This window comes from Phytohabitans kaempferiae, from assembly GCF_042433955.1.
GTDB classification, from domain to species: Bacteria; Actinomycetota; Actinomycetes; order Mycobacteriales; family Micromonosporaceae; genus Phytohabitans; species Phytohabitans kaempferiae.
Genome location: NZ_JBHLUH010000056.1, coordinates 135885 through 149221, shown reverse-complemented (window position 1 = coordinate 149221; position 13337 = coordinate 135885). Strand labels below are relative to the sequence as shown.

14 protein-coding genes are annotated in these 13337 nt (G+C 72.3%); 10 read left to right on the top strand and 4 right to left on the bottom strand.

All coding sequences use genetic code 11. The annotated features are described in order from the left end of the window. Positions 1–171 precede the first annotated feature (171 nt). Positions 172–468, top strand: a complete 297-nt coding sequence (locus tag ACFFIA_RS26085; protein WP_173055318.1) for a DUF4193 domain-containing protein — start codon at positions 172–174, stop codon at positions 466–468. Positions 469–481: 13 nt separating this feature from the next. Next, the gene (locus tag ACFFIA_RS26080; RefSeq protein WP_377254970.1) at positions 482–1258 is read left to right on the top strand and encodes a hypothetical protein; all 777 of its coding nucleotides are present in this window, start codon (positions 482–484) and stop codon (positions 1256–1258) included. Positions 1259–1436: 178 nt separating this feature from the next. Here ACFFIA_RS26080 and ACFFIA_RS26075 read toward each other — a convergent pair whose 3' ends face one another. Then, on the bottom strand, positions 1437–1895 hold the full coding sequence (locus ACFFIA_RS26075) for a DUF3093 domain-containing protein (protein ID WP_377254967.1): 459 nt from the start codon (positions 1893–1895) through the stop codon (positions 1437–1439). 107 nt (positions 1896–2002) lie between these two features. Between ACFFIA_RS26075 and dut the strand changes: the two genes are divergently transcribed. The 4 genes from dut to ACFFIA_RS26055 all read left to right on the top strand — a co-directional run bounded on the left by dut (position 2003) and on the right by ACFFIA_RS26055 (position 4390). Continuing rightward, positions 2003–2473, top strand: a complete 471-nt coding sequence (dut, locus tag ACFFIA_RS26070; protein ID WP_377254964.1) for a dUTP diphosphatase — start codon at positions 2003–2005, stop codon at positions 2471–2473. Continuing rightward, on the top strand, positions 2470–3231 hold the full coding sequence (locus ACFFIA_RS26065; protein WP_377254962.1) for a DUF3710 domain-containing protein: 762 nt from the start codon (positions 2470–2472) through the stop codon (positions 3229–3231). The genes dut and ACFFIA_RS26065 overlap by 4 nt, the downstream gene beginning before the upstream one ends. 122 nt (positions 3232–3353) lie before the next feature. Then, positions 3354–3734, top strand: coding sequence for an OB-fold nucleic acid binding domain-containing protein (locus tag ACFFIA_RS26060; protein WP_377254959.1), 381 nt, complete (start codon positions 3354–3356; stop codon positions 3732–3734). A 2-nt stretch (positions 3735–3736) separates the two neighbouring features. Continuing rightward, complete coding sequence (locus tag ACFFIA_RS26055; RefSeq protein ID WP_377254956.1) at positions 3737–4390, top strand: DUF3159 domain-containing protein; 654 nt, start codon at positions 3737–3739, stop codon at positions 4388–4390. An 8-nt stretch (positions 4391–4398) separates the two neighbouring features. On the opposite strand, the gene ACFFIA_RS26050 is transcribed toward ACFFIA_RS26055, so the two are convergent. Both ACFFIA_RS26050 and ACFFIA_RS26045 read right to left on the bottom strand, forming a co-directional pair. After that, the gene (locus ACFFIA_RS26050; RefSeq protein WP_377255286.1) at positions 4399–5196 is read right to left on the bottom strand and encodes a potassium channel family protein; all 798 of its coding nucleotides are present in this window, start codon (positions 5194–5196) and stop codon (positions 4399–4401) included. Beyond that, on the bottom strand, positions 5091–5756 hold the full coding sequence (locus ACFFIA_RS26045) for a potassium channel family protein (protein ID WP_377254954.1): 666 nt from the start codon (positions 5754–5756) through the stop codon (positions 5091–5093). Before ACFFIA_RS26045 ends, ACFFIA_RS26050 begins: the two co-directional genes overlap by 106 nt. 92 nt (positions 5757–5848) lie before the next feature. On the opposite strand from ACFFIA_RS26045, the gene ACFFIA_RS26040 reads away from it, so the two are divergent. Next, positions 5849–7846, top strand: a complete 1998-nt coding sequence (locus ACFFIA_RS26040) for an APC family permease (RefSeq protein ID WP_377254951.1) — start codon at positions 5849–5851, stop codon at positions 7844–7846. Continuing rightward, complete coding sequence (locus tag ACFFIA_RS26035) at positions 7846–9084, top strand: class I SAM-dependent RNA methyltransferase (protein ID WP_377254949.1); 1239 nt, start codon at positions 7846–7848, stop codon at positions 9082–9084. Before ACFFIA_RS26040 ends, ACFFIA_RS26035 begins: the two co-directional genes overlap by 1 nt. Positions 9085–9177: 93 nt before the next feature. Here the strand turns inward: ACFFIA_RS26035 and ACFFIA_RS26030 are convergent, their stop codons facing one another. Continuing rightward, on the bottom strand, positions 9178–9405 hold the full coding sequence (locus ACFFIA_RS26030; protein ID WP_377254946.1) for a hypothetical protein: 228 nt from the start codon (positions 9403–9405) through the stop codon (positions 9178–9180). 346 nt (positions 9406–9751) lie between these two features. On the opposite strand from ACFFIA_RS26030, the gene dxs reads away from it, so the two are divergent. Both dxs and ACFFIA_RS26020 read left to right on the top strand, forming a co-directional pair. Next, a complete protein-coding gene (gene dxs, locus ACFFIA_RS26025) occupies positions 9752–11719 on the top strand; it encodes a 1-deoxy-D-xylulose-5-phosphate synthase (RefSeq protein WP_377254943.1) in 1968 nt (655 codons plus the stop codon). Between the two features lie 162 nt (positions 11720–11881). Further along, positions 11882–13207, top strand: coding sequence for a hypothetical protein (locus ACFFIA_RS26020; RefSeq protein WP_377254940.1), 1326 nt, complete (start codon positions 11882–11884; stop codon positions 13205–13207). Positions 13208–13337 lie beyond the last annotated feature (130 nt).

Genomic DNA, 13337 nt, shown 5'->3' with positions numbered 1-13337 from the left:
AGTCACATTGGGAACAACTTCGCGCGCGGGGGCGTACATGCATCCCACAGGGGCGGTATACATGCCTCGCCTGCGGGGCGGTAAGGTACGCCGCCCACAGAGTTGGGCACAGAAACATCGTCGTCCGGGTTACAACCGGAAGCGACACCACGAACGGGAGAGTGACAACCGATGGCCACCGACTACGACGCACCGCGTCGCGACGAGGTCGACCTCGGCGAGGACAGCCTGGAGGAGCTCAAGGCACGGCGGGTCGACTCACAGTCGGGCGCTGTGGACGTGGACGAGGCCGAGGTCGCCGAGAGCTTCGAACTGCCTGGTGCCGACCTCGCCGACGAAGAGCTGACCGTCAAGGTGCTGCCGATGCAGCAGGACGAGTTCCGCTGCGCCCGCTGCTTCCTGGTGCACCACCGGAGCCAGCTGGCGTACGAGCGGAACGGCGAGCTGATCTGCACCGAGTGCGCCTGACCTGGGCTGTGCCGTGACCGACGGGCGGCCGGAGTCCGGAGTGGACCCCGAGCTGAGCAAGGCGATCGCCGAGCTCAGCGAAGACAGCGTGCCCACGGCCGAGCGAAAGCGGCTGCTCCGCCGCGTCGCCGGCCAGATGCCGTTACGCCGGATCGGGGCGATGTTCCGGCCGAAGGCGGTCGTCCGCTGGATGGCTGACACGGTCGCCGACGTGGCGCCGCACATCCCGGTCCGCGACCTGGAGACGCTGCGGCGGCACCACGGCGGCCTCGACGGTGAGGCGCTCGCCGACCGGCTCGTCCGCAACGCCAGCCGGGTCACGGCCGGCGTGGGAGCCGCCGGCGGCGGGATCGCCGCCGTCGAGTGGGCGGCGACGCCCACGCTGCTTACCGCGCCGGTGCTGCTCGCGGCCGAGACGGTGGCCGTGGTCGCCGTCGAGATCAAGCTGATCGGCGAGTTGCACGAGGTGTACCGCTTACCCGTGCCCGGTTCGGGCGCGCAGCGGGCGATGCACCTGGTCCACGCCTGGTCCCAGCAGCGCGGCTTCAACCCGCTGACGCCGGGCGTCGGCATCGGTGCCGTGCTCGGCACCGCCGCCCGCAAGGAGCTGCGCGACCGGCTGCTGCGCCGCTTCGGGCGCAACCTCACCACGCTCGGCCCGCTGCTGACCGGCGCGGCGGTGGCCGGCTACCTCAACCGGCGGGCGACCCAGTCGCTGGGCGACCGCATCCGGGTAGACCTGCGCCGCCAGGGGCGCCAGGCCATCGCGGGCGAGGTCGTCCCCGACTAGGGCCTGTTTTCTAAGGGCATGGCCGGCCTGCGGCGGGCCCAGACGATGCCCGGCGGCACCGGACGAAAGGCCACATACAACACCGGTATGCGACCTTCCGCCCGGCACCACCGGACTCCGCCTTGACTCCGCCTCGGCTCGACCGACGCTCATGAAACACGCCCTAGAGCCAGACCGCCTACACGCGGGCCGCGTCGCGGGCGGCCAGGAGCGCGGCGGCCAGCTCCACAGGGCGGCGGGAGCTGACCACCCAGTACGGCGTGGGGTCCTCCGGGTCGTCGAGCACCACCTGCACCGCGCCGCCGATCCACGGCCGCTGCACGACGAAGGCGAGCGGGTCGGCCCCCACGCCCAGCACCTCGCGGCGACCGGCGACGTCGAGCGGCACCACGTCGGCCACGAAGCGGACCGGCAGGTGGGCGTCGTCGACGTGCAACTCGTCACCGGCCACGCGGATCCTGATCCGGCCCAGCCACCACAGCCCAACGGCCGCGAGCGGCAGCAGCACGACGAACGGCAGCCACGCGCGCACCCCGTCGGAGCCCATCCAGATCTCGGCCGCGAGGAGGGCGGCGCCGCCCAGTCCCGGCAGCCACAGCCACCACGGGATGGTCAGGCGTTCGGCATACTCCTCCACGGAGGTGAGGGTACGTCCCCGCCGCCGAGCCGGACACGGCAGGAGGCAGGATGGAGGGACCACCCCGAGCCTCCCCCCGCATACCCACGCGAACGAAAGAGACAGACGTGACCGACGCTGTGCCCGTACCGGTGCGCCGGCTCGACCCGGACCTGCCGCTGCCCGCGTACGCCCATCCGGGGGACGCGGGCGCCGACCTCGTGGCGGCCGAAGACGTGGAGATCGCACCGGGCACCCGGGCGCTCGTCCGCACCGGCGTGGCTGTCGCGCTCCCGGAGGGGTACGTGGGGCTGGTGCACCCGCGCTCGGGCCTCGCCGTCCGGTTGGGCGTGACGGTGCTCAACGCGCCCGGCACGGTCGACGCCGGATACCGGGGCGAGATCATGGTCAACCTGATCAACCACGACCGCGTCGCCACCGCCAAGATCTCGCGGGGCGACCGGATCGCGCAGATGGTGGTGCAGCGGGTCGAGCGGGCCGCGTTCCAGCCCGTCGACGAGCTGCCCGATTCCAGCCGCGGCACCGGCGGGCATGGCTCCACCGGCGGCCACGCGGGCCTCGTAGAGGAGGTGCGTTGATGTTCTCGCGACGGCGAGAGGGCGGGCGCCACGCGCGCGACAACAGCCAGCGCCGCGCCCGCGTCGACCCGCAAGCCGACGTGCCGGCCGAGCCGGAGTCGGCGGCGCCGAGCGTCGGGCCGTACGACGTGGCCGACGCGCCCGCCGGCGTGCAGCGGCTCGACCTCGGCAGCCTGCGGATCCCGGCGGTCGACGGCGTCGAGGTGCGGGTGCAGGCAAACCCCGACGGGGTGGTGCAGCAGGTCGTGCTCGTACACGGCGAAAACGCCCTCCAACTGGGCGTCTTCGCAGCACCGCGCAGCGAGGGCATTTGGGACGAGGTGCGCGCCGAGATCCGAAAGTCGCTCTTCGACGACGGCGTGGCCGCCGAGGAGACCGAGGGTGAGTACGGCACGGAGCTGCGTGCCCGGGTCCGCACTCCGGAGGGCCTCACCGACCTGCGCTTCGTCGGCATCGACGGCCCGCGGTGGATGGTCCGCGGCGTCTTCCAGGGCGGCGCGGCGGCCGACCCGTCCGGCGCCGGCCCGCTGATCGACTGCCTGCACGGGCTGGTCGTCGACCGCGGCCAGGAGGCCAAGCCGGTACGCGAGGCGCTGCCGCTGCGCCTGCCGAAGGAGCTCGCCGCCCAGGCGCAGGCCCAGGGGGAGGCGACGGCGCAGCAGGAGGCCCCACCGAGCCCGCCCCAGCCGCCGGTCAACGGGGCGGGGCCGGAGCAGCCCTCGCGCCGCCGGCCGTCCCCCCGCCCGCGCCGCACCTGAGCGCACCGCGCCCGAGCAGCGCACGGAGAGAAACATCGATCGACGGGCCGGGCGCGGGCGCGTACCCTGGGACGGGTCGGCGCTTGATCGCCGGCCCGTCGAGGAGGCTGACACCCGAGGTCATGGCGACCGACCACACGGCATCACCAGTTCGCCGGTTCTTCCAGCGGCTGACGGCGAGCGAGGCCGAGCTCGACGCGGAGGAGCTGCAGCGGGAGAGCGCGGAGTCCGGTGCCACCCTGGCCGGCATGTGCCGTCGGGGGCAGCTCGCATCGGTGTCCGGCCGGTTGCGTACCGTGGTCTACACTCCACGGACCAACCTGCCCACCCTGGAGGCGGATCTGTACGACGGCAGTGACGTCGTGACGCTGGTGTGGCTCGGCCGCCGGCACATCGCCGGCATCGAGCCCGGCCGGCAGTTGACCGCGCGCGGTCGCATCGCGGTGCGCGATGACCGCAAAGTCATCTACAACCCGTACTACGAGCTGGAAGCGCCTCGATAAATATGCAGCCGCAGCCGGAGGACGACGAGGAACGCCTGCCCAGCTTCGCCGAGCAGATGGCCGACCAGCTGGGCGGCTGGCGGGGTCTGGTCGAGTCGAGCGTGCCGGTCGTGGTGTTCGTGGTCGTCAACATCGTCGGCGACCTCAACCCGGCCATCGTCGCCTCGGTGGGCGTGGCGGTGGCGATCGCCGTCCTCCGCCTCATCCAGCGCCGCCCCATCCGCCACGCGGTCAACGGGCTGTTCGGCGTGGGCATCGGCGCGTTCATCGCGTGGCGCACCGGCGACGAAAAAGACTTCTACCTGCCCGGCATCCTGTACGGCATCGGCTACGGTCTGGCGCTCCTCGCCTCGGTCGCGGTCCGGCAGCCGCTGGTGGGGTGGATCTGGTCGGTGATCGTCGCGGGCGGCAAGTCGGAGTGGCGCTCCGACCCCAAGCTGATCCGCCTGTTCAGCCGCCTCACCGTGCTGTGGGGCGTGGTGTGGCTCGCCAAGGTGGGCGTGCAGGCCGCGCTCTACCTCGCCGACCAGGACACCGCGCTCGGCGTCGCCCGGCTGGTGCTCGGCTACCCGCCGTACCTCCTGCTGCTCGCCCTCACGGTCTGGGCCGTGCGGCGCGCGACCAGGACGCCGGAGACAGAGGCCGCGCCCGCCTGACCGGCGGCTCAGTGCCCTTCGCGGGTGCGCTCCACGCTGTCCGGGCCGAGGATGACCGCGCGCACGGTGTCTTCCACCTCGGCCGTGCACACGAAGATCAGCTCGTCGCCGGCCTCGATCGGGTCGTCGGGCGTGGGCACGAGCACGCGCTTGCCACGCAGGATCGCCACCAGGGCGGCGTCGCGGGGAAGCGGGACCGCGTGCACGGGATGGCCGACGTAGGGCGCGGTGGGCGGGAGTGTGATCTCGACCAGGTTGGCCTCGCCCTGCCGGAACGTCATCAGCCGCACCAGGTCGCCGACCGTCACCGCCTCCTCGACCAGCGCGGCCATCACGCGCGGCTTGCTGACCGCCACGTCGACGCCCCACTGCTCGGTGAAGAGCCACTCGTTTTCGGCCCGGTTGACCCGGGCCACCACGCGCGGCACCGCGAACTCGGTCTTGGCCAGCAGCGACACCACCAGGTTGACCTTGTCGTCGCCGGTGGCGGCCACGACCACGTCACAGGTGGCGAGCGCCGCCTCCTCGAGGCTGGCCAACTCGCAGGCGTCGGCGAGGATCCACTCGGCGGCCGGTACGCGCTCCGGGCGGAGCATCTTCGGCTGGCGCTCGATGAGCATCACCTGGTGGCCGTTTTCGATCAGCTCCTGGGCGATCGAGCGCCCCACGTTGCCGGCTCCGGCGATCGCGACCCGCATGGCTACCGGCTCCCTTCCGGGGCGGTGCTGGCGATGGTGCTCACGTGCTCGGCGATGTCGTCGGTGACCAGCATGAACACCTGGTCGCCCTCCTGGAGGATGGTCGATGCGGTGGTGAGCGTGCCGATGCCGAAGCGGGTCAGGTAGGCGATCCTGGTGCCGGTGTTGGCCTCCAGCTCCTTGACCGGGTGGCCGAACCAGTCCTTGTGCAGCGGCACCTCGATGATCGAGACCGTGCTGGTGGGGTCGCGGAAGATCTCCAATGTGCCCTCGGGCACGAGCTGGCGCAGGATGCGGTCGGCCGTCCACCGCACGGTGGCGACGGTGGGGATGCCCAGCCGCTCGTAGACCTCGGCCCGCTTCTGGTCGTAGATGCGGGCGACCACGCGGGAGACGCCGAACGTCTCGCGGGCCAGCCGGGCGGAGATGATGTTGGAGTTGTCGCCGCTGGAGACCGCGGCGAACGCGTCGGCCCGCTCGATGCCCGCCTCGCGCAGCACGTCGCCGTCGAAGCCGATGCCGGTCACCGTGATGCCACCGAACTCCGGGCCCAGCCGCCGGAACGCGTCGGCGTTCTGGTCGATCACCGCGACGGTGTGGTCGCGTGCCTCCAGGTTGTGCGCCAGGGTCGAGCCGACCCGCCCGCAACCCATGATCACCACGTGCACCCCGTGACTCTCCTCTCGTTCCAAGGAGAAGGGTCGCACGTGATCGCCTTCGGCGCGGCGCCGACAACGTCGTCACCGTACGATCAGCGCTTGTGGCCCGTCCCACCTCACTGCTGAAAAGGCTGCTCGTCGGCCGGCCGTTCCGGTCCGACCGTCTTCAGCACACGCTTCTGCCGAAGCGCATCGCGCTGCCGGTGTTCGCCTCGGACGCACTCTCCAGCGTGGCGTACGCGCCGGACGAGATCCTGCTCACCCTCTCGATCGCCGGTGCCGGCGCCTACATCTACTCGCCGTGGGTCGCGGTGGCCGTGGTCGTGGTGATGCTGACGGTGGTGGCGAGCTACCGGCAGACCGTGCACGCGTACCCCTCCGGCGGCGGCGACTACGAGGTGGCGACCGTCAACCTGGGCCCGAAAGCGGGCGTGGGCGTGGCCAGCGCGCTGATGGTCGACTATGTGCTCACGGTCGCGGTGTCGGTCTCCTCCGGCGTGGCCAACCTCGGCTCGGTCATCCCGTGGGTCGCCGAGCACAAGGTGGCGGTCGCGGTCGGCGCCGTGGCGCTGCTCACCGCGATCAACCTGCGTGGCCTGCGCGAGTCGGGCAGGGCGTTCGCCATCCCGACCTACGGCTTCATGATCGTGATCATCGGCATGCTGCTCACCGGCGTGATCCGCATCTTCGTGCTCGGCGACGACCTGCGCGCGCCCAGCGCCGACCTGCTCATCGCCGCCGAAGACGACCATCTGACCGGCTTCGCGATGGTGTTCCTGCTCCTGCGAGCGTTCTCCTCGGGCTGCGCGGCGCTCACCGGCGTCGAGGCGATCTCCAACGGCGTGCCCGCGTTCAAGCCGCCCAAGAGCCGCAACGCCGCGACCACGCTGCTGCTGCTCGGCACCGTCTCGGTCACCATGCTGGTCGGCATCGTCTGGCTGTCCCGCCTGACCCACCTCCAGTTCGTGGAGGACCCGGCGTTGCAGATCGTCGAGGGCCCGCCCGGATACGAGCAGAAGACCGTCACCACGCAGCTCGGCGAGGCCATTTTCGGGTCGGGGATGCTGCTGTACGTCGTGGCCGCCGCGACCGCACTCATCCTCTTCCTCGCCGCGAACACCGCGTTCAACGGCTTCCCGGTCCTCGGCTCGATCCTCGCCCAGGACCGCTATCTGCCCCGACAGCTGCACACGCGGGGCGACCGGCTGGCGTTCTCCAACGGCATCATCCTGCTGGCGCTCTTCGCGATCGTGCTGATCGTGGCGTTTCAGGCAGAGGTCACGCGTCTCATCCAGCTGTACATCGTGGGCGTGTTCGTCTCCTTCACGCTCTCCCAGGTCGGCATGATCCGCCACTGGAACCGCCTGCTGCCCCGCACCCGCGACCCCGACCAGCGCCGCCGCATGATCCGCTCGCGGGCGATCAACGCCTTCGGCGCGGCCCTGACCGGCACCGTGCTGGTGATCGTGCTCCTCACGAAGTTTCTGCTCGGCGCGTGGATCGCGATCGCCGCGATGGCGGTCATCTACGTGACGATGCTGGCGATCCGCAGGCACTACGACACCGTCTCGCGGGAGCTCACGCCCGACGACGGCCGGCAGGTGCTGCCCGCCCGCAACCACGCGATCGTGCTGGTCAGCAAGGTGCACCTGCCGACACTGCGGGCGCTCGCGTACGCCCAGGCGACCCGCCCCGACACGCTCACCGCGGTCACCGTCAACGTCGACGACAAGGACACGCGGCGGATCCAGGAGGAGTGGGAGCAGCGGGAGATCCCGGTGCCGCTCACCGTCGTCGACTCGCCGTACCGGGAGATCACCCGTCCGATCATCGACTTCGTCAAGTCGGTCCGCCGCACCTCGCCGCGAGACGTGGTCACCGTCTTCATTCCGGAGTACGTCGTGGGAAAGTGGTGGGAGCACCTGCTGCACAACCAGAGCGCGCTGCGCATCAAGGGGCGGCTGCTCTTCGAGCCGGGCGTGATGGTGACGAGTGTGCCGTGGCAGCTCGCCTCGACCGCCGCCAAGGATCTCGACCGCCTCGACCGCGACCTGACCCGCGGGCCGGCGCGCGGTCCTCGTGATCGGACGACCCAGTGATGAGCACTCTCCACTCCGCACCGGGCGGAGCCTCGACGCGCAGCGACGGCGTTCCACAGGGTTCGTTGGTCTTCGAGCGCGTCACGCTGACGGTGGGGGCGGTGGCCCACGGCGGGCACTGCGTCGCGCGGATCGGCGACCCGCCGGGACGTGTGGTCTTCGTGCGGCACGCGCTGCCGGGCGAGCGGGTGATCGCCGAGATCACCGAGGAGCATCCGGGATACCTGCGGGCCGACGCGATCGAGGTGCTGGAGCCCTCGCCGGAGCGCGTGCCGGCGCCCTGCCCGTACGCCCGTCCCGATGCCTGCGGTGGCTGCGATCTCCAGCACGTGGCGCCGCCCGCGCAGCTGGAGTGGAAGGCCGCCGTCGTGCGCGAGCAGCTCGCCCGGCTCGCCGGGCTGCCCGATTTCCCGGTACGCGTGGAGCCGCTGCCCGGTGGCCCGCTGGGCTGGCGCACCCGGGTCCGGTACACAGTGGACGCCGCGGGGCGGCCGGGGCTGCTCAAGCACCGTTCGCACGAGGTGGTGCCGATCGACCGGTGCCGCATCGCCCACGCCGCGATCCAGGAGCTGCCGGTGACCGCGACCGCGTGGCCCTCGGCGTCCACGGTGGATACCGTGGCGCCCGCGGTGGGGCCGGCGCTGGTGGGCCCCGACGGCATCTTCGACAGCACGGTGGTCGAGCGGGCCGCCGGCCGGGAGTGGACCCTGCCCGCGGGCGCCTTCTGGCAGGTGCATCCCGACGCCGCCGACACGCTCGCCGGGGCGGTGCTCGACCTGCTCGAGCCGAGGCCGGGCGAGTCGGCCTGGGACCTGTACGGCGGCGCCGGCCTCTTCGCCGCCGCCCTCGCCACGAAGCTCGGCCCGGACGCCCCGATCACGCTGGTCGAGTCGGCGCCCGCGGCCGTGGCCGCCGCCCGTTCCAACCTCACCGACCTGGCCGGCCTGCGCGTGGTGTCCGCTCGCGTGGAGGCCGCGCTGGCCGGCAGGTTGCGCGGACCGGTCGACCTGGTCGTGCTGGACCCGCCACGCACCGGCGCGGGCGCGGCGGTGACCCGCGCGGTCATGGCCGCCGGGCCGCGGGCGGTGGCCTACGTGGCGTGCGACCCGGCCGCGTTCGCCCGCGACGTACGCACGTTTCGGGATGGGGGATGGCGGCTCGCGGCGCTACGGGCCTACGACCTGTTTCCGATGACGCACCACGTCGAATGCGTGGGGCTCCTCGTCCAGGAGGGCTGAGATTCAGGGGGCTCTGGGCGGTGTCCGCGGCCCAGGCAGCGTCGGCGCGGCCGGGCCGTCCGGTCCCGGCGCGGCGGATCGTGGAGGCGGGCCCTAGGCGGCCGGCGGCTGGACCATGGGCGCGGGCTGCGTGAGGCTCGCCGGCTGGTGGGCGGGCCGGTCGGTGGTGAGCCGGTCGCGCACGCGGACGACCGCGATGACCACGAGCACAAAGGGAAGAAGAGGGAGAAACAGCAGCAGAACAGCGAGCATCGCGATCGCCTGACCGGCGGCGAAACCGTCCGTGCGGAGCGCGCGATGTACTGCGGACGTGGCGGACATGTCACCGAGAGTACTCGGAATGCTGGCCAACCTGTCCGTTTCATAACTCTTATGGGGGAAAGTGTCCTGGTCACGACAGGCATCTACCCGTGACCAAACCGCGTGCATCGGTGTTGAGGACGCTCCTCGGGTCATGGGCGGCCGGGATCGCACGTCATCGATGGTTGTGGCCGCGCGGGCGGCGGACGGCGCATTACTCCCGGCGGGTGATCGCCGTACGCCGCACGGCTGACCAGCCAATCAGCGTCGGCGAGCCTCTGACCTTTGCAATCCACCCCGAAAGGCTTGTACTTCTTCACCACCGAGCCGGGCGCGGCGCTGTGCCGGCTCGATAGACTCGGCGGTCATGAGCGAGCGAAGCGAGCCAGTCAGGCGCAGTGCTGAGTCCGGTTTCCTACGCACGGTCCGTGGTCCCCAGGATGTCAAGCGCATGACGCCGGACGAGCTGGCGCTCCTCGCCGCCGAGATCCGCGACTTCCTGGTGGCGAAGGTCTCCCGGACCGGCGGCCACCTCGGGCCCAACCTCGGCGTTGTGGAGCTCACGCTGGCGATGCACCGGGTCTTCGACTCGCCGCGAGACAGGTTCCTCTTCGACACCGGCCACCAGGCGTACGTACACAAGGTGGTCACCGGGCGCCAGGCCGGCTTCGACCAGCTTCGGCAGCGCGGTGGCCTCTCCGGCTACCCCAGTCAGCAGGAGAGCGAGCACGACATCATCGAAAACTCGCACGCCTCCACCGCGTTGTCGTACGCGGACGGCCTCGCCAAGGCGTACGCCCTGCGAGGTGAGGCGCGGCACGTCGTCGCGGTGGTCGGCGACGGCGCGCTCACCGGGGGCATGTGCTGGGAGGCGCTCAACAACATCGCCGCCGCCAAGAACCCACTGGTGATCGTGGTCAACGACAACGGCCGCTCGTACGCCCCCACGATCGGCGGGCTTGCCGAGCACCTCTCCAGGCTGCGGCTCAACCCGGGCTACGAGAAGGTGCTCGACGCGGTCAAGGACACGCTCGGCGCGACCCCGATCGTGGGCCGCCCGGTGTACGAGGTGCTGCACGCGGTCAAAACGGGCATCAAGGACGCTGTGGCGCCGCAGGCGATGTTCGAAGACCTGGGGATCAAGTACGTCGGCCCGATCGACGGCCACGACGTCGTCGCGGTCGAGTCCGCGCTCCGCCGGGCCAAGGGCTTCGGCGGTCCGGTGATCGTGCACGCGGTCACCCGCAAGGGATACGGCTACCGCCCCGCGGAGGACGACGAGGCCGACTGCCTGCACGGGCCGAGCAGCGCGTTCGACGTGGAGACCGGCAAGCTGCTCGCCGCGCCGTCTTTGAAGTGGACCAACGTCTTCGCCGACGAGTTGGTCGCGATCGCCGACGAGCGGCCCGACGTGGTGGGCATCACCGCCGCGATGGCCGAGCCCACCGGCATCGCCACGCTCGCCCGCAAATACCCCGAGCGTGTGTACGACGTGGGAATCGCCGAGCAGCACGCCGCCACCTCGGCCGCCGGGCTGGCGCTCGGCGGGCTGCACCCGGTCGTGGCGGTGTACGCGACGTTCCTCAACCGGGCCTTCGACCAGGTGCTGCTCGACGTGGCGATGCACAAGCTGCCGGTGACGTTCGTGCTCGACCGGGCCGGGATCACCGGGCCGGACGGGCCGAGCCACTACGGCATCTGGGACATGTCGGTCCTCGGGGTCGTGCCCGGCCTGCGCATCGCCGCCCCCCGCGACGCCGCCACCCTCCGTGAGGAGCTGCGCGAGGCGCTCTCCGTCGACGATGGCCCGACGGTGCTCCGCTTCCCGACCGGCGCGGTCGCCCCCGACCTGCCGGCGGTCCGCCGCGTGGGCGTGGTCGACGTGCTTGTGGAGTCGCCCGCGCGCGACGTGCTGCTGGTCGCGGTCGGCGCGTTCGGCCAGCTCGGCGCCGAGGTGGCGACGCGCGTGGCCGAGCAGGGCTACGGCGTGACGGTTGTCGACCCCCGCTGGATCCGCCCGGTGCCCGCCGAGCTGGTCGCGCTCGCCCGTGACCACCGCCTCGTGGTGACCGTGGAAGACGGCGTACGCGCCGGTGGCGTGGGCGACGCGGTGGCCAAGGCGCTCCGCGACGCCGACGTCGACGTGCCGTTGCGCGACCTTGGCGTGCCGGTCGAGTGGCACGCGCACGGCAGCCGCGCCCAGATCCTGACCGACCTGGGCCTCACCGCGCAGGACGTGGCCCGCGAGGTCACCGGCTGGCTGACCCGTCTCGATGCGCCCGCCCCCTCGTTCGGCGCCGAGCGCGTGCTCGACCGCGAGTCCTCCGCCAACTGACCCGCCGTTCCGGCCGTCCGCCAGCTCCTACCGACCAGCGGGAACGCGTACCGTACGGGCGCCGTGACGGTCGGAGGTTGGCACGTCCTGATCGTGTCCCGTAACCACGGTCCGATCAATCGCCGGTAACGTCCTGGGCTGTCAACGGCGAGGGGAGGCGCGGTGGCGTACGAGCGGACTGTCGCTGGTGGTCGGGCGACGCTGGATGCCGCACTGGAGCGGTCGGTCCGGCGGGCCTCGGTGATGCGGCAGGGCTTCTACGTGGTGGTGCTGCTGGTCGCGCTGGCGGGCCAGGTCTCCGGCGCCGTCGAGGCGCTGGACATCCCGGTGGCCGCCGCGATTCCGGCCGTGGCCGCGCTGGAGCTGGGCGGCATCGTCGTGCTCGCCAACGCCGACGTCCGCCGGCGGTTGGGCGAGCGGGCGATCGGGTCCCGGCTGCTCTCGGCGGCGATCGCGGTGGGCGCGGTGGCGTTCAACTGGCTGGCCCACTCCGACCACCTGCTCGGTGGCTTCTTCGCCGGCATGTCCGCGCTCGGCTACCTCGTGTGGCTGACGCACACCGAAAACCAGCGGCGCGACCGGCTGCGCGCCATCGGCGACCTGCCGCCCACCACACCGGCGTACGAGGTCTTCGGCCACTGGCTGCGCCATCCGCTGCTGACCATGCGGGCGAAGTCGCTCGCCAAGGCCGAGCCCGCGCTGGGGCTGTACGGCTCGATCGCGGCCGCCCGGGCGGAGACCCGGCGCGAGCGGCGGCAGCGGGCCATCGCCAAGGTGCTGCACCGCAAGATCCGGTCGGCGATCGACCCGAAGACGGCGGATATCGCGCTCGCCGTGTACGACCTCGACGAGATCGCCGGCCGCCTCGCCCGCCGCGCCGACTACGACGGGCTGACCGACCTGATCGCCGCCGACCTCGCGCCCGCGCGGCTGGCCGGGCTGGGGCCGGGCGAGGAGCTGCCGGCGCGGCCGGTTCCCGAGCCGCTGGTCGAGGTGGCGCCCCCTGAGCCGGCGCTGGTCGAGCCCGTTCTGGTGGAGGTGGCCCCCGCGGAGCCGCCGGCCCGCCCCGCGGTGCCGTCCGCGGCGCTGACCGAGCCGAGCGAGGAGTTCCGGGTCATCGAGGCGGTCCGGCGGGAGTGGGAGGAGTTGCAGCGCCCCAGCCGGGCCGCGACCAACGAGGCGCCGCGCCGGCGTGCCCGGGCCAACACCGCCACGGCCCGCGTGCCGGTGCAGCCGGCCCAGGAGCCGGTCGCCGCCGTCGAGCCAGCGGCCACGACCGGGCGGCGCGACGGGTCGCTGCGCAGCCGCGTGCACGACGCGCTCGACCGCCACGCGCCCGCCGAGGCCCGCGACGACAGCAACCAGCTGGTCGACCTGGTCACCGATGTGCTCAAGCTCGACGACGTGGAGCGGATCTCGGCGGCGACGTACGTGCAGACCTGGCAGCGCGACAACGCACGCGTGCCGCAGCAGGCCGGTCGCCCATAGGGTCTGCTTCATAGGGACATGGCCGGCCCGCGGCGGGCCCAGACGACGACCGGCGGCACCGGCCGCCGCCTCGGCGCGGCCCTCATGAAACAGCTAGCCCGCCAGGGGTACGCCCGGGGCGTGGCAGGCT

Bases quoted from the DNA above. Each gene is read 5' to 3' on its own strand.
- ACFFIA_RS26085 (WP_173055318.1), top strand. From the start codon at position 172: ATGGCCACCGACTACGACGCACCGCGTCGCGACGAGGTCGACCTCGGC.
- ACFFIA_RS26060 (WP_377254959.1), top strand. From the start codon at position 3,354: ATGGCGACCGACCACACGGCATCACCAGTTCGCCGGTTCTTCCAGCGG.
- ACFFIA_RS26030 (WP_377254946.1), bottom strand. From the start codon at position 9,405: ATGTCCGCCACGTCCGCAGTACATCGCGCGCTCCGCACGGACGGTTTC.
- ACFFIA_RS26055 (WP_377254956.1), top strand. From the start codon at position 3,737: ATGCAGCCGCAGCCGGAGGACGACGAGGAACGCCTGCCCAGCTTCGCC.
- ACFFIA_RS26035 (WP_377254949.1), top strand. From the start codon at position 7,846: ATGAGCACTCTCCACTCCGCACCGGGCGGAGCCTCGACGCGCAGCGAC.
- dxs (WP_377254943.1), top strand. From the start codon at position 9,752: ATGAGCGAGCGAAGCGAGCCAGTCAGGCGCAGTGCTGAGTCCGGTTTC.